This is a genomic window from Paracoccus sp. (in: a-proteobacteria), from assembly GCF_039808215.1.
Lineage (GTDB): Bacteria > Pseudomonadota > Alphaproteobacteria > Rhodobacterales > Rhodobacteraceae > Paracoccus.
On record NZ_JBDHSP010000002.1, the window covers coordinates 1 to 25,987 of the forward strand.

The 25,987-nt window shown below is 69.9% G+C and carries 22 protein-coding genes and 3 pseudogenes; 6 read left to right on the forward strand and 19 right to left on the reverse strand.

The annotated features are described in order from the left end of the window. Nucleotides 1–388: 388 nt before the first annotated feature. From WMK75_RS00930 to WMK75_RS00950, 5 genes are read right to left on the reverse strand one after another with little or no spacing between them, the layout of a single operon-like run. Nucleotides 389–1,159, reverse strand: coding sequence for an enoyl-CoA hydratase-related protein (locus WMK75_RS00930; RefSeq protein WP_347265777.1), 771 nt, complete (start codon nt 1,157–1,159; stop codon nt 389–391). 11 nt (nt 1,160–1,170) lie between these two features. Further along, nucleotides 1,171–2,298, reverse strand: coding sequence for an acyl-CoA dehydrogenase family protein (locus WMK75_RS00935; protein WP_347265778.1), 1,128 nt, complete (start codon nt 2,296–2,298; stop codon nt 1,171–1,173). Beyond that, a complete protein-coding gene (locus WMK75_RS00940; RefSeq protein WP_347265779.1) occupies nt 2,295–3,476 on the reverse strand; it encodes an acetyl-CoA C-acyltransferase in 1,182 nt (393 codons plus the stop codon). The genes WMK75_RS00935 and WMK75_RS00940 overlap by 4 nt, the downstream gene beginning before the upstream one ends. An 11-nt stretch (nt 3,477–3,487) precedes the next feature. Continuing rightward, the gene (locus tag WMK75_RS00945; protein ID WP_347265780.1) at nt 3,488–4,255 is read right to left on the reverse strand and encodes an SDR family NAD(P)-dependent oxidoreductase; all 768 of its coding nucleotides are present in this window, start codon (nt 4,253–4,255) and stop codon (nt 3,488–3,490) included. Nucleotides 4,256–4,264: 9 nt separating this feature from the next. Then, nucleotides 4,265–5,932 carry an acyl-CoA synthetase gene (locus WMK75_RS00950; protein WP_347265781.1) on the reverse strand — a complete coding sequence of 556 codons (1,668 nt, stop codon included), beginning with the start codon at nt 5,930–5,932 and terminating at the stop codon, nt 4,265–4,267. A 135-nt stretch (nt 5,933–6,067) separates the two neighbouring features. On the opposite strand from WMK75_RS00950, the gene WMK75_RS00955 reads away from it, so the two are divergent. Further along, entirely contained in the window at nt 6,068–7,111 is a 1,044-nt protein-coding gene (locus WMK75_RS00955) for an AraC family transcriptional regulator (protein ID WP_347265782.1), read from the forward strand. Here WMK75_RS00955 and WMK75_RS00960 read toward each other — a convergent pair. The 5 genes from WMK75_RS00960 to WMK75_RS00980 all read right to left on the reverse strand — a co-directional run bounded on the left by WMK75_RS00960 (nt 7,068) and on the right by WMK75_RS00980 (nt 11,242). Further along, nucleotides 7,068–8,051 carry a hypothetical protein gene (locus WMK75_RS00960; RefSeq protein ID WP_347265783.1) on the reverse strand — a complete coding sequence of 328 codons (984 nt, stop codon included), beginning with the start codon at nt 8,049–8,051 and terminating at the stop codon, nt 7,068–7,070. The genes WMK75_RS00955 and WMK75_RS00960 overlap by 44 nt on opposite strands. A gap of 32 nt (nt 8,052–8,083) precedes the next feature. After that, nucleotides 8,084–8,512, reverse strand: a complete 429-nt coding sequence (locus WMK75_RS00965; RefSeq protein ID WP_347265784.1) for a PIN domain-containing protein — start codon at nt 8,510–8,512, stop codon at nt 8,084–8,086. Then, on the reverse strand, nt 8,509–8,748 hold the full coding sequence (locus WMK75_RS00970; RefSeq protein WP_347265785.1) for an AbrB/MazE/SpoVT family DNA-binding domain-containing protein: 240 nt from the start codon (nt 8,746–8,748) through the stop codon (nt 8,509–8,511). The genes WMK75_RS00965 and WMK75_RS00970 overlap by 4 nt, the downstream gene beginning before the upstream one ends. Before the next feature lie 80 nt (nt 8,749–8,828). Further along, complete coding sequence (locus WMK75_RS00975) at nt 8,829–9,941, reverse strand: ParB N-terminal domain-containing protein (protein WP_347265786.1); 1,113 nt, start codon at nt 9,939–9,941, stop codon at nt 8,829–8,831. Next, a complete protein-coding gene (locus WMK75_RS00980; protein WP_347265787.1) occupies nt 9,938–11,242 on the reverse strand; it encodes an AAA family ATPase in 1,305 nt (434 codons plus the stop codon). The genes WMK75_RS00975 and WMK75_RS00980 overlap by 4 nt, the downstream gene beginning before the upstream one ends. 492 nt (nt 11,243–11,734) lie before the next feature. Between WMK75_RS00980 and WMK75_RS00985 the strand changes: the two genes are divergently transcribed. Both WMK75_RS00985 and WMK75_RS00990 read left to right on the forward strand, forming a co-directional pair. Then, nucleotides 11,735–12,409 carry a hypothetical protein gene (locus WMK75_RS00985; RefSeq protein ID WP_347265788.1) on the forward strand — a complete coding sequence of 225 codons (675 nt, stop codon included), beginning with the start codon at nt 11,735–11,737 and terminating at the stop codon, nt 12,407–12,409. A gap of 78 nt (nt 12,410–12,487) precedes the next feature. Continuing rightward, nucleotides 12,488–13,513 carry a substrate-binding domain-containing protein gene (locus tag WMK75_RS00990; protein ID WP_347265789.1) on the forward strand — a complete coding sequence of 342 codons (1,026 nt, stop codon included), beginning with the start codon at nt 12,488–12,490 and terminating at the stop codon, nt 13,511–13,513. On the opposite strand, the gene WMK75_RS00995 is transcribed toward WMK75_RS00990, so the two are convergent. From WMK75_RS00995 to WMK75_RS01030, 8 genes are read right to left on the reverse strand one after another with little or no spacing between them, the layout of a single operon-like run. Beyond that, a complete protein-coding gene (locus tag WMK75_RS00995) occupies nt 13,500–15,071 on the reverse strand; it encodes a metallophosphoesterase (RefSeq protein ID WP_347265790.1) in 1,572 nt (523 codons plus the stop codon). The genes WMK75_RS00990 and WMK75_RS00995 overlap by 14 nt on opposite strands. Continuing rightward, nucleotides 15,068–15,676 (reverse strand): dual specificity protein phosphatase, encoded by a 609-nt coding sequence (locus WMK75_RS01000; RefSeq protein ID WP_347265791.1) that lies wholly within the window; start codon nt 15,674–15,676, stop codon nt 15,068–15,070. Before WMK75_RS01000 ends, WMK75_RS00995 begins: the two co-directional genes overlap by 4 nt. After that, nucleotides 15,673–16,518, reverse strand: a complete 846-nt coding sequence (locus WMK75_RS01005; protein WP_347265792.1) for an inositol monophosphatase — start codon at nt 16,516–16,518, stop codon at nt 15,673–15,675. The genes WMK75_RS01000 and WMK75_RS01005 overlap by 4 nt, the downstream gene beginning before the upstream one ends. 53 nt (nt 16,519–16,571) lie before the next feature. Then, nucleotides 16,572–17,465, reverse strand: a complete 894-nt coding sequence (locus tag WMK75_RS01010; RefSeq protein WP_347265793.1) for an inositol monophosphatase — start codon at nt 17,463–17,465, stop codon at nt 16,572–16,574. Then, the gene (locus WMK75_RS01015; RefSeq protein WP_347265794.1) at nt 17,465–18,565 is read right to left on the reverse strand and encodes an ABC transporter substrate-binding protein; all 1,101 of its coding nucleotides are present in this window, start codon (nt 18,563–18,565) and stop codon (nt 17,465–17,467) included. The genes WMK75_RS01010 and WMK75_RS01015 overlap by 1 nt, the downstream gene beginning before the upstream one ends. 53 nt (nt 18,566–18,618) lie before the next feature. Next, nucleotides 18,619–19,809, reverse strand: coding sequence for an ABC transporter ATP-binding protein (locus WMK75_RS01020; RefSeq protein ID WP_347265795.1), 1,191 nt, complete (start codon nt 19,807–19,809; stop codon nt 18,619–18,621). Next, nucleotides 19,809–21,629: an iron ABC transporter permease gene (locus WMK75_RS01025; RefSeq protein WP_347265796.1), complete on the reverse strand. Its 1,821-nt coding sequence runs from the start codon at nt 21,627–21,629 to the stop codon at nt 19,809–19,811. Before WMK75_RS01025 ends, WMK75_RS01020 begins: the two co-directional genes overlap by 1 nt. Beyond that, nucleotides 21,616–22,179 (reverse strand): substrate-binding domain-containing protein, encoded by a 564-nt coding sequence (locus WMK75_RS01030; protein WP_347265797.1) that lies wholly within the window; start codon nt 22,177–22,179, stop codon nt 21,616–21,618. The genes WMK75_RS01025 and WMK75_RS01030 overlap by 14 nt, the downstream gene beginning before the upstream one ends. A gap of 82 nt (nt 22,180–22,261) precedes the next feature. On the opposite strand from WMK75_RS01030, the pseudogene WMK75_RS01035 reads away from it, so the two are divergent. From WMK75_RS01035 to WMK75_RS01045, 3 pseudogenes are all read left to right on the forward strand, one after another. Then, nucleotides 22,262–22,711 (forward strand): annotated as a pseudogene (locus WMK75_RS01035) (transposase); the annotation flags it as partial. A gap of 64 nt (nt 22,712–22,775) precedes the next feature. Further along, a pseudogene (locus WMK75_RS01040) lies at nt 22,776–23,771 on the forward strand (IS5 family transposase). Nucleotides 23,772–23,898: 127 nt separating this feature from the next. Continuing rightward, nucleotides 23,899–24,705: pseudogene (locus WMK75_RS01045) on the forward strand (transposase); the annotation flags it as partial. A 113-nt stretch (nt 24,706–24,818) separates the two neighbouring features. Here WMK75_RS01045 and WMK75_RS01050 read toward each other — a convergent pair. Beyond that, nucleotides 24,819–25,985: a 2Fe-2S iron-sulfur cluster-binding protein gene (locus WMK75_RS01050; RefSeq protein ID WP_347265798.1), complete on the reverse strand. Its 1,167-nt coding sequence runs from the start codon at nt 25,983–25,985 to the stop codon at nt 24,819–24,821. Between the last annotated feature and the right edge of the window lie 2 nt (nt 25,986–25,987).

Genomic DNA, 25,987 nt, shown 5'->3' on the forward strand with positions numbered 1-25,987 from the left:
CAACACAAAACACCGCAACCCATAAAAAACAATAAAAAACCAAAATCACACAACATCCTGATAAAACACAAAATAATTGGCGGGGCCCGTGCGCTTTTTCACAAGATGAGAGGTCGGCTGCCTCGCACACGCATCTCACCAAAGAGAATCGCGACTCGATCAGGCGGGTTTCGACCACACCGCGTCAGAATCGCACTCGGCAAAAGGGGAATCGCGACCTGGAACCGGTCCCGCAGGCGCAGCCGTCGCGTATGCCCGGGCGTCGGCGGGGATCCGGAATGAAACGAGGGGCGCCGGCAACCGGGGGCTCTGCCCCCCGCCGCTGCGGCCCCTCGATGGGGCCGCAGCGGCGTCCCCCGGGATATGTCGACAAGAAAGAAGCGCCGGCTCAGCCCTTGTGGAACTCGGGCTTGCGCTTTTCGAGGAAGGCGCGCATGCCCTCGCGCTGACCCTCGGTGCCGAACAGGCGATGAAACAGCCGCCGCTCCCAGGCGACGCCCTCGGCGAGCGAAAGTTCCTCTGCCCGCATCACCGCCTCGCGCGCCAGCCGCACCGCCGGGCGCGAATAGCCGGCGATGGTCCGGGCCGCCGCCATCGCCGTCTCGACCACCTGCGCATCGGGCACCACCCGCGCGATCAGGCCGGCGCGCAGCGCCTCGGCGGCGTCCATCATGCGCCCGGTCAGATGCAGGTCCATCGACAGCGCGCGCCCGATCAGCTTCGTCATGCGCTGCGTGCCGCCCATGCCGGCGATGACGCCCAGCTTCACCTCGGGCTGGCCGAACTTCGCGCCTTCGCCTGCGATGGCGAAATCGCACATCATCACCAGTTCGCAGCCGCCGCCCAGGGCATAGCCGTTCACCGCCGCGATCTTGGGCGTGCGCGTGGCCGCAAAGCGGTCCCAGATGGCAAAGAAATCCGCCTCGACCATCTCCTCGGCACTCTTGTCCACCATTTCCGAGATGTCGGCTCCGGCGGCAAAGGCCCGATCCGAGCCGGTGATGACGATGGCGCCCACGCCCGGGTCGGCGTCCAGTGCCAGCGCCGCCGCGGTCAGCTCCTCGGCCAGGGCCGAGTTCAGCGCATTCAGCGCCTCGGGCCGGTTCAGGCGGATCAGCGCCACCCGGCCCTCGCGGGAAATCTCGATCAGTTTCGGCATGTCTCTCTCCCTTACAGCCCGCGGGCGATGACAAGGCGCTGCACCTCGCTCGTGCCCTCATAGATCTGGCAGACGCGCACATCGCGATAGATGCGCTCGACCGGGTAATCGGCCAGATAGCCATAGCCGCCATGGATCTGGATGGCGGCCGAGCAGACCCTCTCGGCCATCTCGGATGCGAACAGCTTGGCCATCGAGGCCTCGGACAGGCAGGGCTTGCCCGCCTCGCGCAGCATGGCGGCGCGCCAGACCATCAGCCGCGCCGCGTCGATCTGCGTCGCCATGTCGGCCAGTTTGAACGCCACCGCCTGATGCTCGATGATCGGGCGGCCAAAGGTGATGCGCTCCTTCGCATAGGCCAGCGCCGCCTGATAGGCGCCGCGCGCCATGCCCACGGCCTGCGCGGCGATGCCGATGCGCCCGCCCTCCAGGTTCGACAGCGCGATGCGGTAGCCCTCGCCCTCTGCGCCCAGCCGGTTCTCGACCGGCACGCGCATGGCTGAAAACGCCAGCGCGCAGGTGTCGGAGGCATGCTGCCCCAGCTTGTGTTCGACCGAGACCACCTCATAGCCGGGCGTATCCGTGGGCACGATGAAGGCCGAGATGCCCTTCTTGCCCGCCGCCGGATCGGTGACGGCGAATACGATCACCACATTGCCGTTCTTGCCCGAGGTGATGAACTGCTTGGCGCCGTCGATAATGTAATGGTCGCCCTCGCGCCGGGCGCGGGTCTTCAGCGCCGAGGCGTCCGAGCCGGCCTGCGGCTCGGTCAGGGCAAAGCCGCCGATCCATTCGCCCGCCGCCATCTTCGGCAGAAAGCGCGCCTTCTGCGCATCGCTGCCGAATTTCAGGATCGGCACGCAGCCCACGGAACTGTGCACCGACATGATGGTGGAACACGCCCCGTCGGCGGCGGCGATCTCCTCCAGCGCCAAGGCATAGGCCAGCATGCCGGTTTCCGATCCGCCATGCGCCTCGGGGACCAGCATGCCCAGAAAGCCCAGCTCGCCCATCTCGGCCAGTTCGGCGCGCGGGAATGCATGGTCGCGGTCGCGCACCGCTGCGCCGGGGGCGAGGCGCCCTTGCGCGAAATCGCGCGCCGCCTCGCGGATCTGCTCCTGCTCCTCGTTCAGCATCAATCCATCCTCTCGATGGCAACCGCGGTCGCCTCGCCGCCGCCGATGCACAGCGACGCGATACCGCGCCGGCCCCCATGCGTCTCCAGCGCCGCCAGCAGCGTCACCAGCACCCGTGCACCGGATGCCCCGATCGGATGGCCAAGCGCACAGGCGCCGCCGTGGATGTTCACCGCCGCATGCGGCAGGCCAAGGTCGCGCATCGCCGCCATGGCGACGACAGCGAAGGCCTCGTTCACCTCGAACAGATCATAATCGCCAAGCGCCGTGCCCGTGCGCTCCAGCAGTCGGCGGATCGAGCCGATGGGCGCGGTCGGAAACGCCGCCGGCTTGTCGGCGAATGTCGCATGCCCGATGATGCGCGCCCGCGCCACCAACCCGCGCCGCTCGGCCTCCGAGGCGCGCATCAAGACCAGCGCCGCCGCCCCGTCCGAGATCGAGGACGAGTTCGCTGCTGTCACCGTGCCGTCCTTGCGAAACGCCGGCTTCAGGGTCGGGATCTTGTCCAGCCGCGCCTTGCCCGGCTGCTCGTCGATGCTGACGACCGTCTCGCCGCCCCGGGTCCTGACGGTCACCGGCGCGATCTCGCCCGCGAACCAGCCCTCTGCGATGGCCTTCTGCGCCCGCGTCAACGAGGCAATGGCGAATGCGTCCTGCTCCTCGCGCGTGAACTGATAGCTTTGCGCACATTCTTCGGCGAATGTGCCCATCAGCCGGCCCTTGTCATAGGCGTCCTCCAGCCCGTCCAGGAACATGTGGTCCATGACCTGCCCGTGCCCCATGCGATAGCCGGAGCGGGCTTTCGGCAAAAGATAGGGCGCATTCGACATGCTCTCCATGCCGCCGGCGACCACGACATCGGCCGAGCCGGCCAGGATCAGGTCATGGCCCAGCATCGCGGCCTTCATCCCCGAGCCGCACATCTTGTTCACCGTCGTGGCCCCCGCGCCCAGCGGCAGGCCGGCGGCAAGCGCCGCCTGACGCGCCGGCGCCTGCCCCTGCCCCGCCGGCAGCACGCAGCCCATGATGACTTCCTGCACCGCCTCGGGGTCAAGCCCGGCCAGCGCGACGCGAATGGCGGTGGCGCCCAGCACAGCCGCCTCGACACCCGCGAAATCGCCCTGAAAGCCGCCCATGGGGGTGCGGGCGCTTCCGGTGATGACGATCGGATCCTTGTCCATGCTCAACTCCCTCACTTCGGTGCCATGCGCAGCGCGCCGTCAAGGCGGATGGTCTCGCCATTCAGATAGTGGTTCTCGGCGATATGGCGCACCAGCGCGGCGAATTCCGCCGGATCCCCCAGGCGCGGGGGAAAGGGCACGGTGCCGCCCAGGCTGTCCTGCACCTCTTGCGGCAGGCCGGCCATCATCGGCGTGCCAAAGATGCCCGGCGCGATGCAGAGGACGCGGATGCCGTGCCGCGCCAGTTCCCGCGCCGCCGGCAGGGTCAGCGCCGCAACGCCGCCCTTGGAGGCCGCATAGGCCGCCTGCCCGATCTGGCCGTCAAAAGCCGCGATGGACGCGGTATTGACGATCACGCCCCGCTCGCCGCCCGGGCCGGGCGCGTTCTTTGCCATGGCGTCCGCCGCCAGCCGCAGCATGTTGAAGGTGCCGATCAGGTTGATCTGCACGGCGCGGGCGAAACTCTCCAGCCGGTGCGGGCCCTCGCGGCCGACGATCTTCTCGCCCGGGGCGATGCCGGCGCAGTTCACCGCCACATCGACGCGGCCAAAGGCCGCCAGCGCCGCGGCAACCGCCGCCGCACCCTCCTCGGCGCTGGTCACGTCGGTCCGGACAAAGCGCGCCGCCGCGCCCAGTTCCGCCGCCATGGCCTCACCGGCCTCGGTGTTCACATCCAGCAGCACGGCGCGCGCGCCCGCAGCCACCGCCATGCGCGCCACCGCCGCCCCCAGGCCCGAGCCGGCGCCGGTGATCAGAAAGGTGCAGTTCTCGATTCGCATGATCTTTCCTTACTTCTGGGCCAGTCTGGCGATTTCGGCCTTGCGCAGCATGAAACGCTGGATCTTGCCGCTTGGGGTCTTGGGCAGGTCCGCGGCGAATTCGATGGCGCGCGGATAGGCATGGGCTGACAGGCGCTTCCTGACATGCTGCTGCAATTCATCCGCCAGCGCATCGCTGCCGTCAAAGCCTTTTGCCAGCACGACGAAAGCCTTGACGATCTCGGTGCGCTCCGGGTCGGGCACGCCCACCACGGCAGCCTCGATCACCGAGGGATGCTCCAGCAGCGCGCTTTCCACATCGAACGGCCCGATGCGATAGCCTGACGAGGTGATGACATCATCCGCCCGCCCGACAAAGCTGATCGAGCCGTCGGGCTCGAACTCGACGCTGTCGCCGGTGCGATAGTAACCGCCCGCGATCGCCGGCGTGTCCTGGTTCAGATAGCCGGTAAACCACAAGAGCGGCGATTTCGTGATGTCGATGGCCAGCACGCCGGGCTGGTTCGGCCCCAGCTCGCGCCCCGCGTCGTCCAGCACCGCCACCCGGTAGCCCGGCATCGCCAGCCCCGCCGAGCCCGGGCGCACCGGATGCTCCAGCCCGTGGTGGTTGTTCACGCACATGCCCAGCTCGGTCTGGCCGTAATGGTCGTGGATCGGCGCCGCCAGATGTTCGGCGAACCAGCGGATCACCTCGGGGTTCAGCGGCTCGCCGGCCGAGCTGACAACGCGCAGCCGGCCCTTGACCGCCGCCGCCGCCTCGGGCCCGGCGGCGATCAGCAGCCGGAAGGCGGTGGGAGAGCCGGCAAGGCTGGTCACCCCCAGCCGCGCAACGGTGTCATAGGTCGCCTCGGCGGAAAAGCCGCCCTCGGCAAGGATCGTCGCCTGCCCCAGCAGCAGGGGCCCGCAGACCGCATAGTAAAGCCCGTAGGCCCAGCCCGGATCGGCGATGTTCCAGAACACGTCGCCGTCCCGCAGATCCACTGCATCGCGCATATAGGCGCCAAAGGACAAAAGCGCGCGCAGGGGCACCGGCACGCCCTTGGGCAGGCCGGTGGTGCCCGAGGTGGACATCATCATGAACAGATCCCCGCCCCCCCGCATGACCGGCGCGAACTCGGCGGGCGCGGCGGCCATGCCGGCGGCAAGATCGATGTCACCCGCCGCCGGCTGCGCCCCTTCGGCACAGACCACCGCGACCTGCGGGCAATCCGCCACCTCGTCCAGCTTGCCGCGATTGGCGCTGTTCGTCACCACCAGCCGCGCCTGACTGGTCGCCAGCCGGTGCTCGATCGACTTCGGCCCGAAGGCGGTGAACAGCGGCTGATAGACCGCCCCCAGGCGCCAGGCGCCCAGGATCACCGCGACCAGTTCCACCCGGCGCGGCAAGAGCCCGGCCACCACGTCGCCGGGCCGCACACCCAGCCCCTGAAACAGATTGGCGGCGCGGGCGGACAGATCGCGCAGCTCCTCGAACGTGTATTCGCGCAGATCGCCCTCCGCCGACAGGCAGCGCAGCGCCACGCGGCCCGCGCCGCAATGGCGGTCGCAGCATTCGACGCAGGCGTTCAGCCCGCCGTCCAGATCGCCCTGCAACCTGGCGAGCGCCTCCTCGATACTGAATTGCGCGACGGCCGCGGCATGGCTGGGCCGCGCCCGGGTGACGGACTTCTCTGACATGTGTTCCCCTCCCACGAAGGATCGGCGCCCGGCGCCCCCTCGGATGCGGCCCAAGGATAGTGCCGCCCACATTGCAAACAATGCCATTCGCGAGCAGAATGACTGATCGGAAATGCCATGTCATGGCGGGGGCGGATGGAACGGCGCATGATCTCGCCCGGCTTTGTCGAGGACGCGCTCGACTGCCTGCACCGGCGCGGCATCGACCCGCGCCCGCTGCTCGTCGCCGCCGGCATCGACCCGGCGCTGACGGGGCCGGTCTCGAACCTGCAATACGGCCGGCTCTGGCTGTCGATCAGCGCCGCGATCCAGGACGAATTCTTCGACGAGGCGGCGCGCCCGATGCGTCCGGGCAGCTTCCAGCTGATGTGCCAGGCGGTGCTCAACGCCGGCACGCTGGAACGCGCCCTGCGCCGGGCGCTGCGCTTTCTGGCGGTGGTGCTCGACGATCCGCGCGGCGAATTGCACCTTCAGGACGGCCGGGCCGAGATCGTGCTCATCGACCGCGACCGGCCGCGCCGCGCCTTCGCGCATCGCACCTACTGGCTGGTGCTGCTCGGGGTGCTGTGCTGGCTCGTGGGCCGTCGCATCCCGCTGACCGGCGTCGATTTCGCCGGTCCGGCGCCGCAGGACCGCCGCGACTATCTGCAGTTCTTCGGCGCGCCGGTGCATTTCGACCAGCCGGCCAGCCGGCTCGGCTTTGCCGCCAGCCACCTGCGCCTGCCCACCATCCGCAGCGAAGGCGCGCTGCAGGCCTTCCTGCGCGCGGCGCCGGCCAATATCTTGCTGGGCTATCGCCACGACCAGGGCATCTCGGCACGCATCCGCAGGCGCCTGCGCGCGCTGCCGTCCGAGGACTGGCCCGATTTCGACGCCCTCGCCGCCGAGCTGCGCCTGTCGCCCGCCACGCTGCGCCGCCGCCTGCGCGCCGAGGGCCAGGGCTACGCCGCCCTGCGCGCCGAGATCCGGCTGATGCGCGCCCGCGATCTGCTGCGCGACAGCCGCCTCAGCGTGGCCGAGATCGCCGCCCGCCTCGGCTATGCCGAACCCAGCGCCTTCCACCGCGCCTTCCGCAAGCTGACCGGCCTCTCGCCCGCCGCCTGGCGGCACCAGACCGCCGCCGCCCCGACCCGGGCTAAAGCGCCGCCACCCACAGGCGAAAGCGCCGGCCGCCGGTGATCTCGCGCACCAGGCCAAGCGCGCGCAGCCGCGCCAGCATCCGCTCGGCGGTGTCGCGGCTGATGCCGGTCTCGGCCTGCAGCATCGCGGCGCTCAGCAGCGGCTGCGCCGCCAGGGCCGCGATCGCCCGCGCGGCATTGTCACCCTTGATGCGCGCCGCCGCCGCCATCGCCCGCACCCGCCAGGCATCCAGCCGCGCCAGTTCCTGCCGCGCCTCGACCAGCCCCGCCCGCGCCGCCGCCAGATGCCGGCGCAGCCGCTCGCCGGGCGGGCCGCCATCGACCCAGACCGCGCGCCCGTGCCGGCCCATGGGCACAAAACACAGCGCGTCGCAGCCCAGGGCCATGTCGCGCGCCGTCCAGACCGCCGACTCGGTCAGCCGCTCGGGCGGCGAAAGCCCGGCCCTGCGCCACAGGCTGCGCGCCGCCGGGGCGCGGGCCAGCGGCGCCAGACCCGCCAGCAGCGCATGACCCGCGGCAAATTCCGCCGCCGCCGCGTCGAAGTCGGCCCCGGTCGGGCGCGGCGACAGGCTCTCGTCCAGACCCGGCAGTTCCGTGTGATGCAGGCCCAGAAAGCCGCGCAGCCGGCCCGGGTCGCCCTGCCCCTCCAGCCTCCGGATGCCCCAGCGCGCCAGCCGCATCGCCTCCAGATCGGCGCCGGCCCGCGCCTCCATCAGGTCGCGCCCGACCTCCTCGCGCCGCAGGGGGACACCCTGGGCCCAAAGCATGGCCTCGATTTCGGACAAGGCCAGGCGGCGGAGGGCGCCGGCGCGGGCCGCGGGCTCCAGCGCGGCAATGGCCTCGTCAAGCCGCCCCAGCGCCTGCGCCGCCTGCGCGAGTTCCAGCGCCAGCCCCGATTGCGCCGCAAGCCAGGCCGCGGCATCCGGATGTGCCCGGTCCGCGCCGTCGCGATACTCTGCCGCCACCCTGTTCCCACCCACGGTCTGACACCTCTTGTCCGCAGCATATCACCTTAATGCGGATCACCAAGACCCTGGTCCGGCGCGATGATCTCCAGCCGCGGAAACCAGTCGGCATAGCGCCCGCGCTCGCGCGTCAGCAGCCGATAGCCGCGCAGGGCGGCATGGGCGCCGATGTGGAGATCCGGCCAGGACGGGCGCCTGTCACCGGCGCGCCGGCAATGGTTCAGAAAGGCCTTGCCGGCCAGAAATCCCGCAGCCCAGGGCAGCGGCTCGCGGTGAAACACCCCCTCGGGCAGCGCCGCCTGCAGCGCCTCGATGCGCCGATAGGCCAGCGAAACCTCGGCATGGATCAGCGGGTTGATGACCAGCCGCGCCCCCTGCCCCGCCCGGCGCAGCGCCGCCAGCGACCAGTCGCACCAGCGCGGATCGCGGGTGGCAATGTCGATCAGCACATCGGCATCGACCAGCATCGGCCTCATGCGCGGGTCAGCGCCATGATCTCGTCGGTGCTCAGCCCGGCATCGGCGCTGCCCGACAGTCCGGCCAGCGCCCGGTCCAGCCGCTGCGCCCGCGCGGCGCGCGCCGCCGCGGCGGCGATGACGCGCACATGGCCATCCTCGCCGAGGACAAACTCGACCTCGGTCCCCGGCTGAAAGCCCGCATGGTCGCGGATATCCTGCGGTATGGTGACCTGCCCCTTGCTGGTGATGCGCATCCCGACCCTCCCTGCGGTAATACCGTCAGTATTACCAGCGGCCCCTGCCGTCAAGCCATGCGCCCTTCCCCGCGGGGAAGCTAGTCGAGGCTCTCCAGCATGGCGCGCACCGCCGCTTCCAGCTTGCGCCGGTCCACGGCCGAAAAGTCGCGCGGCAGCCGGATCTCCAACCGGCCATTGGCGGCGGTGCACTTGGCGCTGCCCTGCGGGCGCTGGATCTGGAAACTGATCCGCGCCTTCCCCGCGGGGACGGTCGGCGCGCGCGGTTTCGCCGCCGGTTCAGTCGCCTCGCCGTCGCCGCCCTGCCCGGCATAACGGCGCAGGATCTCCAGCTCGTCCCTGACGGACCGCGTGTCCCAGTCCTTCAGCTCGGCCCGGATCGCCGCCGCCGTGCCCGGCACCTCGTCCAGCCGCTGCGCCAGCGCCAGACCCAGGGCGCGCGGAATCTCCGAGGCATAGAGCAGCGTCTCTCCCAGGGCCTCAACCAGGCGGATGAAGTTGCGGATATAGCTGCGCTTCTGATAGCCCGCCGACTTGAACAGGATCGCCACCGCCTTCTCGGGATCATGCTCTTCGGTCAGCGGGTCCATGGCGTAATGCAGCGCCAGCTGCGCCATCTCGGCGAACGAAATGTCCTTGCGCACCAGATTCTCGTCGACCATGCGCCGGTAAAGCTGCTGCAACTCGTCGCCGCGCGCCGCGATGCCGGCGGGAATGCGGCCCCAGGCGTCAGTGTCGCCGGTCTCCGCCAGCAGCTGGCGATAGGCGGTCAACCGGCGCCAGCCCTGGATCAGCTCATAGCGGCCCTCGCCCGCCGGCTCGACCCGGATCGGGTTCGAGAGCCCGATCTCGCGGATCGACTCGACCAGTTCCGCCAGCTCGTAATCCGGTCCCGGCGCGCGGTCGCGGATCAGCTTGCGGGTGTCGATCGCGTCCAGCGCGATCAGGTCGGTGATCAGCCCGGCGCGCTTCAGCCGCACATGCTCTCGGGCCAGCGCATCGTTCTCGGCGCGGATCTCGGCCTCCAGCCGGGCGCGGTCGCGGCTCGATTCCGCGGTCTCGGCGATGGCGGTGGCCATCGGCCCGCGACGCGGCTCAGGATCAGGCCCGGGCTCCGGCTTCCCCACGGGGAAGCTTTCGACAGCCGGCTCGTCCGGCATCTCTATCTCGAACATGCGGCGCTTGCGGCTCATGCCACGTCCTCCAGTTTGCCCCAGGCGTTGACGACATGGGACCTGAACTCCTCATAGGCCTGATCGAAGGTCGCGCGTGCCCGCCGCCAGGTGCCGCGGGTCATCTCGCGATAATCGATCTCGTAGATCGAGCTCAGAAAACGCCCCGACTGCTCGACGGCGCGGGTCAGCTCGATCGGATGCTCGGCCATGTTCTCGCCAAAGACCTGGCGGAAGGCGCCGAACATCGCCTGGTGCAATTCGTTCGAGGGCTCATAGCGCGTCATCAGGAAGCGGATGTCGGCAAAGGCCTTGGGCAGGCGGATCTTCCCCGTGGGGAAGTTCTCGAAGCCATGCGACAGATCCTCCAGCGCCTCCGAGAGCTGGCCGATGAAGCTGGTGGTCGAATCGTATTCCCAGTAGCCGGGCCCCGAGGGGATATAAAGCATGTCGGCGGCAAAGACCGCGTTCATCGACTGATAGCCGATCGCCGGCGGGCAGTCGAACAGCATCAGGTCATAGGCATCGTCGGCCAGGCTGTCGAGAAAGCGCGACACCGCGCCGAAGAAGGTCCATTCCGGGTTCAGGTGGCGGTATTGCGCACTGGCGAACTCGACGAAGGCCGCGTTGGCGCAGCTCGGGATGATGTCGATGGTCGGCCAGGCGGTCGGCTTGATGAAATCGGCCGGCCGCAGCGTGCCAAGGCCCATGTCGCGGATCGAGGCCGGCAGCTTGCGCCGGGGCAGGGTAGTGCCGCTCTCGGCGCCCGAGGTCGCGCTGTTCATCCGGTCGGTCTCGCGCTCGAGATCGCGCGCCATGATGCCCCAGACGGTGTGATCCTCGCCCACATCGGTCAGGCCCATGCTGTGCGAGAGCGTCGCCTGCGGGTCGAAGTCCACAACCAGCACCCGATAGCCGTCCAGCGCCGCCGCATGGGCGAAATGCAGCGCCACGGTGGACTTGCCGGCACCGCCCTTGAAATTCGCCACCGCGGCGCGGAAGGCGCGCTTGCCCTCGGGCCGGAAGGGCATCAGCGTCTTGCGGTTGATGCGCACCCGTCGGCGCAGCTCGTTGATCTCTTCGAGCGAGAACCAGCGCTGCCGCCCGTCCTCCTCGACTTCCCCGAGGGGAAGGTTCGGTTCGGCCGCCAGCTTGCCGCGGAAGGTCGACTGGTTGATGCGGAAGATCAGCTCTGCCACCTCCCAGCTGGAAAAGCGGCGCAGGGTCTTTTCATTGGCCGGGCTGAAGGTCTGGCGCCGGATCCAGCCCTGCATCTTCAGCGACTGCGCCTGCAGCCGCGCGAGGTCTTGATGGGTGTACATGTCTTGCCTGTATCTCTTTGGACGTTGATTTTCTGCCGTCTCGTTTTTACGCCGGATTTGCACATAAGGCAAAACCCGTTTTACATGAGAACAGCCAAGGGCGGAATCCCCGGATTTCCAAGGCGCTGCAGCCGAATCGCCCGGAGCGGGGAATCAGCGCAGGCCCCGCGCGAGCCGCACGGGCAAGCGCAGATTGTGGGACAATCATGGCGCGGATTGCCTGCAACGGGGGACATCCCCGGGCGATTGGGGGACGCGCTGCGTGACCCGCCATACCATTGATACCGTTTTTCTTTCGGCTATTCCGTTCGCTGGGGGTCGGGTGCAGCGAGGTGCTTGACAGAATCGGGCGACAGGACGCAAATGGTGCAAGGATGGCGAAAAGCGTTTGAGACGGCAGAGACCGTCGCGACCATCCGGGTCGGTCCCCCGGGACGCGGCCCGAGCAGCGAGCAGGACAGGCAGCCGGAAAGCCGGCGCGCAGGAGCGGTGATGCAGGTGATCCGTGCCGTCGGCCGAGAAGCCGCGGCGAAGAAATATGACATCCTTTCGGCGATGATGGCGCATGCCCTTGCCGGGGACAAGCATCGGCAGCGGCTGGTGCTGCGGCTGATGGCGCTGATCACCAGCCGCTACAACTGGCAGCGCGACGAGCTGACCGTGGGCCAGCGCGAGATCGCGCGGCTGTGGTGCGTCGACGAGCGCACGGTGAAGCGCGACATGGCAAGGATGCGCGCACTTGGCTGGGTCGGGGTCAAGCTGCAGGGGGCACGCGGCCGCGTTTCGGTGCTGCGGCTGGATCTTGAACGCATCATGCTGGACACCCGGCCGGAATGGGACAACATCGGCACGGATTTCGTGGCGCGCCTCGACGGGCCGGCGGCGGTGCCCGCAAGCAATGTCGTGCCCTTGCACCGGGCGGACGTGCCGGCGGGGCAGGGGCTTTGGGCCGAGACGCGGGCGCGGCTCGTGGCCGAGGACCGGGCGCTGCACGATGCATGGTTCGCGCCGCTTTCCGATGGCGGCAGCGCCGGCGGCTGCCTGACGCTGTTCGCGCCGACGCGCTTTCACGCCACCTATGTGCAGACGCATCTGCTGGAACGGCTGCGCGTCGCCGTGCGCCGTACCGATGCGAATGTGCAGCGCGTGCAGGTGCTGGCGCCATGAGGGCAGGGGGGCATTGCGCTTGTCTTTGGCGCAGGCCGGGCGAAGAATGGTCGCAAGTGATCCGGGCGTGAGGTGCGCGTGGCAAGGACGGTCCGACCCAGGAAGGCCTCGGTCAGCGCCCGCAAGGTGGCGGAACTGGCCGGCGTCTCGCGCTCGGCGGTGTCGCGCACCTTCACCCCCGGCGCCAGCGTCGCACCGGAGACCCGTGCCCGGGTGCTGGCCGCCGCCGAGACGCTGGGCTATCACGTCAACCATCTCGCGCGCGGGCTGATCCATCACCGCTCGGGCATCGTCTGCCTGATCGTGGCGGAATTGCAGGCGCCCTTCCAGGCCGGTTTCGTCGAGGCGGTGACGCGGCGGCTGCAGGAACAGGGCAAGGTGGTGATGGTGCTGAACACCGCCGGCCAGCCGGCCAATGTCGAGGCGGCGCTGCGCCAGACGCTGAACTATCGCGCCGAGGCCACGGTGGTGGTTTCGGGGGCGCCGCCGCTGTCGCTGGTCGAGACCTGCATCGAGAACGGCCAGCGGGTCATCCTGATCAACCGCGACGACCCGATCGCCGGGCCGCAGTTCATCCGCATCGACAACGAGGCCGCCGCCGCCGAGGCATGCGCGCTGTTGGCGCGGGCGGGCTGCCGGCGGCTGGCGGTGGTCAGCTCGACCGCCGGCACGCCGGCCATCGTCACCCGCGAGCGCGCCTTCGTCGCCGCGGCGCAGGCCGCCGGGCTTTCGATCGCGGTCAGCCGCGCCGGTGCCACCGGCTATGTCGCCGGCGCCGACAGCGCGCGCCAACTGCTGACGGGGCAGGGGCGGCCCGAGGGGGTGTTCTGCGTCACCGATCTGCTGGCGCTTGGCTTTCTGGATGCGGCGCGCATCGAGCTGGGCCTGCGCGTGCCCGCGGATCTGAGCGTGCTGGGTTTTGACGACATCGCCGCGGCCGGCTGGCTGGGCTATGACCTGACCACCTTTCGCCAGCCCATCGCCGAGATTGCCGATCACATCGCGGCGATGGTCGGGCGTGACGACGGCGAGCCGGTGGAGATGCGCTTTCCGGCGCAGCTGGTCTGGCGCGGCACCGTCCGCGGCGCGCTCAGTGGCCGCTGAGCGAGAGGTCGCGCAGGTCGAGGGTGAAATCGAGGTTCGGCAGCCGCGCCAGATAGGCGCCGAGGATGGCGAGCATCCCCGCCATCGGCGCGTCGCCCCGGGGTGCGGTGCCGAGCCTGCGGTAGAAATCGAGCCTTTCGGGTGCGACATGGCGCAGCGCCAGGCCGCCGCCCTTGCGCAGGCGATACCAGTCCTCGGCCAGCCGCCACAGCGCGAAATCGGGCGCCGCGGGCAGGGCGCAGCCCAGAATCGCCGGCAGGTCGCCGCTGCGCCCGTGCTGCAGCAGATCCGCCATCCCGCGCGGCCATTCGCGCGCCACATAGCGGTCGTGCACCAGCCCGACGAGATGGCGGTCGAGAAATTCCCCGTGGTCGCGGGCCCGGGCCGCCGGCGGCACGGGCTGGCCGGCGCGGGCGGCCTCGGCGCGATAGGCGGCGAAGGCGAGGTCGTGGCCGGGCACGCGCTCGAGGCGCAGGGTGCGGATGCGCAGGCGCGGGCCGTCCGGTTCGATGAGTTTCATCGCCGGGCAGAAGCCCACCGGCGAGGGCACCGAGACATTGACGAAACCCTGTCCGGCCCGGCCGTGGCGTGCCGTGTCGTTCACATGCAGATGCCCGGAGAGATGCAGCGCCACGCCGGTGGCGGCAAAAGCCTCGGCCACCTCGGGCGGGGGGGTGCGGCGCGCCAGTCCGGTGGGGCCCAGAAGGCGCAGCTCGGCGCCGCCGGTGCCGGCCAGCACGTCGAGCGCGGGGTAATGCGAAAACGCCAGGAGCCGCTTGCCGCCGGCGCGGGCGCGTGCCGCCACGTCGCGCATCCAGGGCAGCAGATGTGCGCGGTGGCCGAGCACCGCCGCCCAGCCCGCCCCGGTCGGGTCGTGGAAACTGTCGGGGTCGGCCAGGTCGCGCGCGCCGTCGCGCGGCACGCAGACATTGCTGTCGATGGCCAGCACCCAGAGCCCGGGCACCGGCTCGACCAGGTATGAGGCGTCGATCATCCGGCAATGGCTGCCCCCGTCCGGGCTGGTGACGCGGTAGTGGCGCGCCTGCCAGTCCGGGTCGCGGCCGAAGGGGGTTTCCCAGTGCAGATCGCCCGGCTCGGGCAGATAGCCCAGCATCTGCATGCGCCGCAGCGCCTCAGGGGTCCCCAGGGTCGCGGCCTCAGGGCAGGCGGCGCTGCGCAAAAGCACCGGCGTGCCGTCGGGGTGCAGGAAGGTCTTGTCCTGCGGCCGACCGGCGAGGGCGTAGAAGTCGTGGTTGCCCGGCACCGCCAGCACGCGCAGCCCGTGGCGCTGGCGGTAATGCGCGATCAGCGCCAGCGCCGCGTCGATGTTCGGCGCCTGGCCGTCGTCGGTCAGATCGCCGACCAGCAGCACGAGGCGCGCCCCCTCGGCCAGGGCGCGTTCCAGCGCGGCGCGGAATGCGGGCAGGCTTTCGTTGAACACCCGCGTCGAGGCCGCGGTGTCGCCATAGCTGCGGATCGCGCCCGCAAGCCCCGAGCCCGCCGGCTGCCAGCCGCAGTCATGCACATGCGGATCGGCGATGACGGCGATGCGCGTCACCCCGGGCGCCCGCGTTCGGCCTCGATCAGGCGCACCCAGGCGGCGCTGCGTTCGGCCGCGGCGATCAGCATGGGCTTGGGGGTCTCGTGCCATTCGTCGGGCATGAGCTGGCGGCGGATGCGCACATGGTCGATGGCGTCGCCAAGGCGCGGGAACTGCCCGGGCAGGTGCAGATGCAAGAACAGCGCCGCCAGCACCACCGAGCGCGAGCGCCCGGCGCGGCAGTTCACCAGCAGGTTGCCGCGTTCGCGCCGCGGGTAGCTGGGCTTTTCCGGCATCACCTGATCCAGCGCGCCGCGCAGCTGGTAATAGCCTGCCAGCATCATCGTGTCGGGGTTGCCCGGCCCGTCGACGATGCCCAGCTTGTAATAGCGGATCAGCCCCGGGCCGTAACCCACGCCGCTGTCATGCGAGACCTCGTCGGGGGCGGCGACATAGTTGAAGTCCAGGTTGACGGCGCAGTTCAGCACCGTGGTGATGCCGTGCCGGCGCAGCAGCGCCACGTCCGAGGCGCCCTGGCGACCGCCGACGTAAAGATCGACGCCATAGCCTGGCAGGTCTTCATAGATCGGGCTGATCGCGGGGCGGTCGTGGCGCGGGGTCATGCCGTCCTCAGCATGCGGCCATCGCCATGCGGCAGAAGGTCGGGCCCCTCGAGCAGCGCGATGCCGGTGGCGCGCGACAGGAGCCCCGCGACATGGGGATTGGCCGCCAGCACCGGCGCCCCGTGCAAGAGCCCGCCCAGCGACAGGAACGGGCCGGTGACGCCGCCGGCCTCTCGCACCAGCAAGAGCCCGGCGAGGCAGTCCCAGGCGTTCATGTGCAGCTCGGCATAGCCCTCGCTGCGGCCGTCGGCGACATAGGCGAGGCCGAGCGCGCCGCAGGCGCCGCGCCGCACATTGCTGCCGGCCTCGATCAGCGCCTTGACCGCGGCCAGATAGTCCGGGGTCGGGCGGCGGTTGGACCAGCCCATCTCGAAGGAGGTGGCGGCGATCTCGGCGGTCTGCGAGACGCGGATCGGCTGGCCGTTGCGCCATGCGCCGCGCCCGAGCCGGGCGGAATGCAGTTCGGACAGCACCGGATTGGCGATGGCGCCCAGTTGCACCCGGTCATTGGCGAGAAAGGCGATCGAGATGCAGAAATGCGGGATCGAGCGGGCGAAATTCGCCGTGCCGTCGATCGGATCGACCACCCAGGCGGTGGCGCCGGGCTGGCAGCCGGTCTCTTCGCCCAGAAAGCCGTCTTCGGGGAAGGTCTCATTGATGCGGGCGCGGATATGGGCCTCGACCAGGCCGTCGGTCTCGGTCAGGTAGTCCTGCGGGCCCTTCATGCCGATGGGCTGGCCGGCCTGGCGCGCGAAACCCTGCCGGGCCAGCGCGCCGGCGCTGTGCAGCAACTCGTGCAGGAACGCCTCGCGGCGGTCGATCGCTTGCGTGTCGAGTGTCATGCCTGCATCCTTCACTGACATCCTCATGGTCAATTCTGCACAGCCTTGCAACGTCATTCGCCGCAGGGGTGGGTGCCGGGGCGGGGGTTGGGGTCCGCCCGCCCGGCCGAGATTTCCGCCGCGATGGCCGCGAGCGTCGGATAGTCGGCGCCGCCGCGCAGCCCGAGATAGCCGGGCTGTTCGTGGTCCGGGGCAGCACCCGCGCCCGCCATGGCCTGGGGCAGGTAGCGCCCGCCCGCCCGGCGCAGGATCAGCATCCCCGCCGCCACGTCCCAGGGCCGGATGCCGAAACCCGCCGCCGCATCCGCCCAGCCTGCCGCGACATGGGCCAGGGACAGCGCGGCGCTGCCCTTGCGCCGCAGCGAGGCCACGGCATCGAGCATCCGCCCGAAACGGCCGAGCGCCGCCTCGCGCCCGTCCAGCCGCAGGTCGCGCGCCACCGGATAGCTGCAGATCAGCGTGGCATGCGCCTCGGGCGGGGCGCCGGTCGAGGACAGCGGCAGACCGTTCAGCCAGGCGCCGCCCGCGCCGGCGGTGAACAGATGCCCCGCCACCGGATCGCAGATCGCCCCGGCGATCACCCGGCCCTCGCGCACCGCCGCCACCGAGACGCACCAGAAGGCGATGCCGCAGGCGAAATTCGCCGTGCCGTCGATCGGGTCCACGAACCATTGCAGCGCGCCGCTGCCGGTCCGGCCGGATTCCTCGCCGATGACCGCGGAGCCGGGCATTTCCTGCAAGATCAGCTTGCGGATCGTGGCCTCGGCGCGGCGGTCGTGCCGGGTGACCGGATCGTGGCGGTCGCGCTTGAAATCGACCTGCATGCGGCTGCGAAAGGCGGCAAGCAGGTCGGGCGCCGCCACGGTTGCGGCGCGCGCCGCGGTGGCGAGGATGCGTGCATCCGGCCCGGGGTCCGCGCCCGGGCCGGCGGGAACCGGCGCCGACATCAGCGCTTGTAATGCAGGCGCCAGAAATCCTGCCAGTCCTGGCGGCTGTCCCAGTCCTCGAGCCCGGTCGCGGGGTCGTAGGCCAGCACCTCGTCCAGATGCGCGGCGACGCCCGAGGGTTCGTCCGCGGGCAGGCCCGCGGTGCGGTTCGAGGACAGCTTGCCGTCCTGGGCCTGCGGCGCGATACCCTCGGCGGTCATGGCGTAATGGATGAACAGTTTTGCCGCATTCGGACTGTCGGTGCCCTTGACGATCAGTCCGACCGTGGCGTTGGAAAAGCCGATGATCGGATCGACGCCCGGGCAGAGGCCGAGGGTGAAGCCGGCGCCGGCATTGTCGCGGAACTTGGCCGCCGAGACGAGGCCGATGAAGGGCTGGGTCTGGCCGGGTGCGGCCACGGCCTCGGCCGCGGCGGAATCGGAATCGGTCAGCAGCGGCGCGTTCGCCGCCAGCGCCGCCACGAAGGCCTCGGTGGCGCTGGGGAATTCGCTTTCCAGCTTCTTGCCGAATTGCGCCTCATAGGCGGCGGCGATGCGGTCGTCGATATGGCTGCGCATCTGGTTGAACCAGTCCGAATAGGAGGGCTTGCCCAGCGGGTCCTGCATCGCCACCTTGCCCTTCCACTCCGGCAGGGTCAGCTGCCAGATATTGGTGATCGGGCATTTCTCGGCGATGGCGGTGTTATAGGTCAGGATGTTCGGGCTTGAGACCACCAGCAGCGGGTTCTGCGCCTTTGGGTCGATGTCGGCGGCCAGGTCCGGTGGCACCCAGCTTTGCGCGAAGCCGCCGGGCAGCAGCTGGCCGATGGCCGCCGGCACGTCCGAGATCAGCGACACGTCGGCCTGCACATTGCCTGACTGCACCTCGCGGATGATGGTTTCCAGCTGCGCCGTGGCCTTGGATTTGGTGCCGGTGGCCTGCAGCCCGTATTTGGCGGCAAAGGCCTCGGCCATGTCGGTGATCTTGCCGGTGCTGTCATAGACGGTCAGCGGCGGCTCGGTTTTGGCGGCGGCGATCAGCGCCTCGAGGTCGAATTCCTCGGCCCCGGCGCTGCCCAGCCCGGCGGCAAGGACCAGCGCGGAAATCAGGCAATGCTTCATCTTCGTTCCTCTCCCTGTTGTGGTCCGGGCCCGCCGGCGGCAGGCCGGTCGGTTCAGCCCGCCGGCGCGGCGGGCCTTGGATTCCCGGCCGACGCGGCGCCGTCGTGCAGCAGATGCAGGCCGGCCTCGGCGCGCGCCAGCGCCGCGTCGGCGCCGTCGAGGCGCTGGCCCGCCTCGTCGAAGACATGCAGCGCGCTTGGGCGAGCGTGAAGCCAGACACGCTCGCCCGCGGCCAGGGACGGGCTGGTGGTGGTGGTCAGGAAGATCACCCGCCCCTCGGCATTCAGTTCGATGATCCAGCTGCCGCCGGTGGGCAGCACGCCGCCGACCCGGGCCGGATGGGCAAAGCTGGCCCGCGGCAGGTCGGATTGTGCCCTGCCGATGGCAAGCGCCTCGGGGCGGATGCCGACGGCGCCGGGCCGGGCGCCGGGGTCCAGCCGCGGGCGCAGCCAGTCCAGCAGGGCGCGGTCCAGCGCATGGCCGGGGTCGGTGCCGATGATGTTGATCGGCGGGCTGCCGACGAATTCCGCGACAAAGCGGTTCGCCGGGCGGTCGTAGATGTCGTTGGGCGTGCCGATCTGCTGCAGCGTCCCTTCGTTCATCACCGCGATCGAGGTGGCGAGCGTCATCGCCTCCCACTGGTCATGGGTGACGAAGACGATGGTGGTGTGGAATTCGGCATGGATGCGCTTCAGCTCGGCCCGCATCTCGAGGCGCAGCCGCGCGTCGAGGTTCGACAGCGGCTCGTCGAGCAGCAGCACGCCGGGGTTCACCGCCAGCATGCGCGCCAGCGCCACCCGCTGCTGCTGGCCGCCGGACAGCTGGCTGGGATAGCGGTGGCGGTATTTCTCGATGTCGAGGGCGCGCATGACGCGCTCGGTGCGCGCCTCGCGTTCGGCGCGCGGCACCCGGCGCAGGCGCAGGCCGAAATCGGTGTTGCGCTCGATGGTCAGATGCGGCCAGAGCGCGTAGGACTGGAACACCAGCCCCATGCCGCGCTTTTCCGGGCCGAGGAAGCGGCCCTCGGCCGGGCTGTCAATGACCTGGCCGCCGACGGCGATGCTGCCCGCGGTCAGGTTCTCGAGCCCGGCGATCATGCGCAGCGTCGTGGTCTTGCCGCAGCCCGAGGGGCCGAGCAGGCACATGAAGGCGCCGTCCTCGATGCGCAGGTTCAGGTCGCTGACCGCATCCGGGCCGCTGCCGCCGTAGGATTTGCACACCTGGCTGAGGACGATCTCGGGCATCAGCTTCCTAGTCCTTCGGCAAGGTTGGTATGGGTCATGCGCTGCGCCAGCAGCGTGCCGCCATAGGCGAGGCCGGCGATGATCAGCACCACCGCATTGGCGGCCTGGGTATAGTTGTAATCCACCAGCCGCAGCGAGAAGGTGGTCAGCACATCCGTTGCCGGCACCGCCAGGATGACGAACAGCGACAGCCCCTTGATCCCCGAGATGAAGGGCAGCAGCACCCCGGTGACCAGCGAGCCCTTCTGGATGGGGATCACGATCAGGGTCATGCGCCGCAGCCAGCCCGCGCCGATGACCTGCGCCGCCTCCTCGGGGTCACGGCCAAGCTGCATCATCGCCGAGATCCCCGCGCGCGAGGCATAGGGCATCTGGTCGGCCATCAGCGCCAGGATCAGGATCAGCGTGGTGCCGTAAAGTGCCGGCACCGGGCCGCGCGCCACTGCAAACAGCGACAGATAGGCGGCGGCAAAGGCGATGCCGGGCACCAGATAGGGCATGAAGGTCACCTGGCGCAGGAACACCGCCAGCGCCCGCCAGCCGGTCCTGACCACGACATAGCCGGTCAAGAGCCCCAGAAGCCCCGAGCAGAGCGAGGCGATGCCGACGATCGAGACGGTGTTCCAGGCCGCCCGCCACAGCTCGGGGCTGAGCAGGATGCCGCTGCGCATCGCCACTGTCGGCAGGTCGCGGCCGATCCAGAAGTCCAGGGTGAAATTCGACCAGGCAAAGCTGCCGGGCTGGCGCATCACCGTCGACAGCGCCAGCGTCAGCAGCGGCAGCGCCACCGAGACCACAAACACCGCCCCCGCCAGCCCTGTGGCCCAGATCCGCCAGCGCCCCAGATGCGCGGCACGGTTCATCGAGCCCTTCGAACCCACGGTGACAAAGCGCCGCGCCTCGCGCGCCAGCCAGGCGTCGACCAGGATGGCGATGGTGCCGATCAGCATGATCGCCCCCGCCAGCACCGCCGCCACCCCGCTTTGGCGCGAGCCGATCGAGCGGTAGAGCGATGTCGCCAGCACGTCGAAATTCACCGGCAGGCCAAGGACATAGGGCACGCCAAACTCGCCCAGGCACTTGGCGAAGATCAGCACCACCGCCGACATCAGCGCCGGGCGCATCAGCGGCAGGATCACCTGGCGCATCACCTGGCCACCCGAGGCGCCGAGGATGCGGGCCGAATCCTCGAGCTGGCTGTCGAAGCGGCGCAGCGCCGAGCCGAAGAGCAGGATCACGAAGGGCGTGTAATGCAGGGCGAGGATCACGGTGATCGGGACCTGGCCATAGGCCAGCCAGTCCGGCGGCGAGAAGCCCATGCTTTCCAGCCAGCCGGGCTGGCCGCCGATGGTGCGGTTCTTGAACAGCGTCGTCCAGGCCAGGGCGAAGGTCCAGGCCGGCAGCATGTAGGGCACGATCAGCGCCGTGGCGAACCAGCGCCGGCCGAACATGTCGCTGCGCGCGATCAGCCAGGCCAAGAGCCCGCCCACCGCAACCGAGATCGCGATGGCGCCGAAGCCGACCTTCAGCGTGTTCAGCAAGGGCCGCCAGAACAGGTCCTGCGCCACCGGCGAGGTCAGCGCCCGCTGCAGGTAATAGGGCGTCAGGCTGCCGACCCCGGCCTTGAGGCGGCGCTCGTCGCCGAATTGCACCGTGGCCGCATCGGCGAGGATCGACAGGATCGGCACCACGATCAGGTAAAGAAACAGCGCCGCCATCAGCAGGCCGATCAGCGTCGTCGGTTCGCGCAGCGCCAGCCGCAGCCGATAGCGCCAGCCGCCACCGCGCCGCCCGGCCGGGCGCGCCTCAGCCGCCTGCATCGGCCTGTCCGGCCATCGCGCGCGCCATGGCCGCACGGATCGCAGTTGCGCGCAAGTCAAGCCTCCCCTTGAGGTCGCGCGCCAGGCGGCGGCGACGCGCGGGCGCCTGCGCTCTGCGTCGCATGCCGCCCCCATGGCCTTCACGATTCCTGCTGCGGGCCCGGCTGTCAACGGTTATTTGCACAGGTGTGCATCGCCGGATCGGGCGCCCGGCGGGCAGGGGCCGGTGCTGGTGGATGGTGATCAGCGCCGGCGCCAGATGCGCGGCCATTTCGATGTCGTCAAAGCCGACCACCGAGACATCGCGCGGCACGCGGACGCCCCGGCGCGCCAGTTCGCCCATCAGGCCGCGGCCGGCCGGCGCCGCCCTGGGCAGGCTGCCGTCCATGACGATCAGCCCGTCTGCGCGCGAGGGCTCGGCCTGGTCGAGCGCGGCATGCGTGCTCTCGCCCTGGGTGTTGGCGACCAGCAGGTTGAAGCCGGCCGGGCGCAGCACCGCGGCGATGCCGGCGAGGATCTGCGCAAAGAACGGATTGGCCAGATTGAGCACTAGCAGGCTGCTGAAATATTCGGCTCTCGACTTGGTTTGTGGAACGTGATTCACCTTCCGCAGGGTAGCGGCGGGGGCGATGATGCGCGGGACGGATGGGACGAGCGGGTCGCTGTTCAGCTTTGTTGACCTTGAGGCTCGCATTCCCTCGCGGCATCCGTTGCGCAAGATCCGGCAGGTGGTGAACGAGGCGCTGGCAAGCCTCGATGCCGATTTCGAAGCGCTCTACGCCGATTTCGGCCGCCCCTCGATCGCGCCGGAGCGGCTGGTCGGAGCCAGCCTGATCCAGATCCTGTTTTCGGTCCGGTCCGAGCGGCAACTGATGGAGCAGATGCATTACAACCTGCTGTTTCGCTGATTTGTCGGCCTCGGGATCGCCGACCCGGTGTGGGGTGAAGGGCGCCCGGAAATCTGTCCGGTGGACAGATTTCAGCCCTGAACGCACGAAGTGCAGGGCCGGAGGCCGACCGTTTTCACCAAGAACCGCGACCGGCTGCTGACCACCGACATGTCACGCAAGGTGGACGCCTCCAATAACCCGTGCGCTTCCGACGGGTTGATGATTCACTGAGCCGGCATAGGCGACGAGGTGGAGCATGGCGCGGCAGGCGGGATTGTTCGATGTCGAAGAGCGGTTGCGGGAGCTGTCGGCGAAGGGCGGTCGGCCGCCCTACGACCACCTGCTGATGTTCCGGATGCTGATCCTGCAGGCGAGCCACTCGCTGTCGGACGAGCGGACCGAGTATCTGGTCAAGGACCGGCTGTCGTTCATGCGCTTCCTCGGGCTCGGCCTGGCGGATCGCGTGCCGGACGCGAACTCGGTCTGGAACTTCCGCGAGGCGCTGACCCGGGCCCGGATCGACGGCGTGCCGGCGATCGAGGTGCTGTTCCGGCGCTTCGAGGCGCAGCTGCGCGTCGCGGGCTACATCGCCATGGGCGGGCAGATCGTCGACGCGACCATCGTGAGCGCCCCGAAGCAGCGCAACACCGAGGAGGAGAAGCGCGCCCTGCGCGAGGGGCGCGTCCCGGAGGACTGGGCGGCGAAGCCCGCGAAACTGCGCCAGAAGGACCGCGACGCCCGCTGGACGGTGAAATACTGCAAGGCGAAGCCGGCGGCGGACGGTGCGAAGCGCGTCGACATCGCCATCCCGATGTTCGGCTACAAGAACCATGTCGGGATCGACCGCCGGCACGGGCTGATCCGCACCTGAACCGCCACCGACGCCGCGCGCCACGACGGCGCGGAGCTGCCGGGGCTGCTCGATCGGACCAACACCGCGAGCGGGGTCTGGGCCGATACCGCCTACCGCTCGGCGAAGAACGAGGCGCATCTCGCGGCGGCGGGCTTCAAGAGCCGCATCCACCGCAAGAAGCCGAAAGGCAAGCCCATGCCCGAGCACGTCTCGCGCGCCAACGCCGCGAAGTCCGCGGTCCGCGCCCGGGTCGAGCATGTCTTCGCCCGCCAGAAAGGGCCGATGGCGCTGGTGATCCGCACCATCGGCCTCGCCCGGGCGACGGTGAAGATCGGACTCGCCAACATCGCCTACAACATGCGGCGCATGATCTGGCTCGCCGGAGCCGCCCAGGTCTGACAGGCCCCTTCGGCAGCGCCTGCAGCGCCCGGCCGCCAACTTCCCCGCCGCCCGGTTCTCCGGAACCGGCCCCGTCAGCGCGTGACACCCCATTCCTCAGCGTCAAGACCGCGTTCTTGGAGGTGTCCAGGTTATGGCGGCGATCCTGGCCCATCGCGAAGTCGCGCCGCTTCTGTCGGACGATCACCTCTCGGTCGATGGCACGCCGGTGAAGGCCTGGGCGTCGATGAAGAGTTTCCAGGCGAAGCCGGAGGACAGTCTGCACGACGACGACCCGGGCGGCCCGCCCGAACCCGACGCCGCCATCGATGAACCGATCCAACCGACCGAAGCCGAGACAAACCCGATGCCCCGCTCCAGCCGTCCGGGCCGCAACGCCGAAGTCGACTTCCGGGACGAGAAGCGATCCAACGGCACCCATGCCTCGACCACCGATCCGGATGCGCGTCTTTACAAGAAATCACCTGGCACCGGGGCGATGCTGTGTTTCATCGGCCATGCGCTGATGGAGAGCCGTTCCGGTCTGATCGTGCAGGGCGAGCTGACGCAAGCCGACGGCCATGCCGAACGGCGCGCGGCGCTGGACATGATCCACCATCATTCCCCCGGATCGACCCGGCAACTGACGCTGGGCGCCGACAAGGGCTTCGACGCGGCCGGTTTTGTCGCCGATCTTCGTCTGGCCTGTGGTCACCCCACATGTCGCGCGAGACAATCCCGATATTCAGCGATCGACGGCCGCACCACCCGGCACGAGGGTTATGCGCTGTCGATCAAGCACCGCAAACGCATCGAGGAGGCCCTCGGCTGGGCCCAGACCGTCGGCGGCCTGGCGCAAACCGTCTTTCGGGGCATCGAACGGGTGCGATCCCGCTTCATCCTCACGATGACCGCCAACAACCTTGCCAGACTGTCCCGACTGCTGGCAGCCTGAAGCGGAGGGCCGGGTCAGGCAAGCATCCCTCCGGTGTCGCAGGGCCAGGCGCCGAACACCGACAGCCATCGCGAAGGGAAATTGTCCAGGCCGCAGACTTCTTCAGCAGCCTGCTAGAGATCCAGCACCACCCGGCCCACGGGGCGCGAGCAGCAGATCAGCGCCTGCCCGGGCCCGGGCGGGTCCAGCGGCTCGGACAGGTAGTCGACCGCGCCCTCGCTGATGGCGCAGCGGCAGGTATTGCAGATGCCCTCGCGGCAGCTGAACTCGGGGGTCAGGCCGGCGGCCTCGGCCAGTTCCAGGATGGTGCGGCTGGCGCCGTTCCAGGGCACGGCGACGCCCGAGCGGGCAAAGACCACCTCGGCGCCGCCGGCGGCCAGCGGCGCGGGGGCGGCGGCCTCGACGGTGCCGGGCAGGGCGTCGGGCAGGCCGCGCGCCTCGGGGTCGGTCAGGAAAGCCAGTGCCGCCAGCGCCTTCGGCGCTCGCGAGGGCTGGCGGTTCGCGTGCACTGGCGGCGGCGGCGCCGCGGCCAGCGCCGCCAGCGAGCCGCCCTTGCCGAAGAATTCATAGGCGATGCGCTCGGGTGCGATGCCCAGTTCCGTCAAGAGCCGCCACATCGCCACCATGAAGGGGGTCGGGCCGCAGAGATAGACCTCGTAATCATCGAGCGGCAGCAGCGCCTGCAGGAAGGCGCGGTCCACCACCCCCTCGGCGTCGAAACGGGCCGCCTTGCGGTCGGCCTCCGTCGGGGCGCGATAGACGGTGCGGGCGGTGATGCGTCCGTCCGATCCGGCGGCCAGCGCCGCCACCTCATCGCGCAGCGCATGCACATCGCCGTTTTCCGTTGCCTGCACGAACCAGACCCGGCGTGTCCCGGCACGCAGCCGGTGCAGCATCGCCAGCAAGGGCGTCAGTCCGACGCCGCCGGCCAGCAGCAGCACCGGCCGGGTGCTGACCTCGTCCAGGACAAAGCCGCCGCGCGGCGCGGCGATCTCCAGCGTGTCGCCCTCGGCCAGATGGTCGTGCAGCCAGGCCGAGCCGGCGGCGCGGTCCTCGCGCTTGACGCTGATGCGGTGATGGTCGCGCCCCTCGGGCAGCGCGGACAGCGAATAGGTGCGCAAGACCGGCCCCGAGGCCAGCGGGATGCGCAGCGTCAGATATTGCCCCGGGCGCATGTCCCACAGCGGCCCGCCATCCTCGGGCGCCAGGTGAAACGAGGTGATGGCGCTGCTTTCGGGCACCTTGCGCGCCAGGCGGAAACGGCGGAACGGATCGGCCATGG

Bases quoted from the DNA above. Each gene is read 5' to 3' on its own strand.
- WMK75_RS00930 (WP_347265777.1), bottom strand. From the start codon at position 1,159: ATGCCGAAACTGATCGAGATTTCCCGCGAGGGCCGGGTGGCGCTGATC.
- WMK75_RS00940 (WP_347265779.1), bottom strand. From the start codon at position 3,476: ATGGACAAGGATCCGATCGTCATCACCGGAAGCGCCCGCACCCCCATG.
- WMK75_RS00945 (WP_347265780.1), bottom strand. From the start codon at position 4,255: ATGCGAATCGAGAACTGCACCTTTCTGATCACCGGCGCCGGCTCGGGC.
- WMK75_RS00950 (WP_347265781.1), bottom strand. From the start codon at position 5,932: ATGTCAGAGAAGTCCGTCACCCGGGCGCGGCCCAGCCATGCCGCGGCC.
- WMK75_RS00955 (WP_347265782.1), top strand. From the start codon at position 6,068: ATGGAACGGCGCATGATCTCGCCCGGCTTTGTCGAGGACGCGCTCGAC.
- WMK75_RS00965 (WP_347265784.1), bottom strand. From the start codon at position 8,512: ATGAGGCCGATGCTGGTCGATGCCGATGTGCTGATCGACATTGCCACC.
- WMK75_RS00970 (WP_347265785.1), bottom strand. From the start codon at position 8,748: ATGCGCATCACCAGCAAGGGGCAGGTCACCATACCGCAGGATATCCGC.
- WMK75_RS00975 (WP_347265786.1), bottom strand. From the start codon at position 9,941: ATGAGCCGCAAGCGCCGCATGTTCGAGATAGAGATGCCGGACGAGCCG.
- WMK75_RS00980 (WP_347265787.1), bottom strand. From the start codon at position 11,242: ATGTACACCCATCAAGACCTCGCGCGGCTGCAGGCGCAGTCGCTGAAG.
- WMK75_RS00985 (WP_347265788.1), top strand. From the start codon at position 11,735: ATGCAGGTGATCCGTGCCGTCGGCCGAGAAGCCGCGGCGAAGAAATAT.
- WMK75_RS01000 (WP_347265791.1), bottom strand. From the start codon at position 15,676: ATGACCCCGCGCCACGACCGCCCCGCGATCAGCCCGATCTATGAAGAC.
- WMK75_RS01005 (WP_347265792.1), bottom strand. From the start codon at position 16,518: ATGACACTCGACACGCAAGCGATCGACCGCCGCGAGGCGTTCCTGCAC.
- WMK75_RS01010 (WP_347265793.1), bottom strand. From the start codon at position 17,465: ATGTCGGCGCCGGTTCCCGCCGGCCCGGGCGCGGACCCCGGGCCGGAT.
- WMK75_RS01015 (WP_347265794.1), bottom strand. From the start codon at position 18,565: ATGAAGCATTGCCTGATTTCCGCGCTGGTCCTTGCCGCCGGGCTGGGC.
- WMK75_RS01020 (WP_347265795.1), bottom strand. From the start codon at position 19,809: ATGCCCGAGATCGTCCTCAGCCAGGTGTGCAAATCCTACGGCGGCAGC.
- WMK75_RS01025 (WP_347265796.1), bottom strand. From the start codon at position 21,629: ATGCAGGCGGCTGAGGCGCGCCCGGCCGGGCGGCGCGGTGGCGGCTGG.
- WMK75_RS01050 (WP_347265798.1), bottom strand. From the start codon at position 25,985: ATGGCCGATCCGTTCCGCCGTTTCCGCCTGGCGCGCAAGGTGCCCGAA.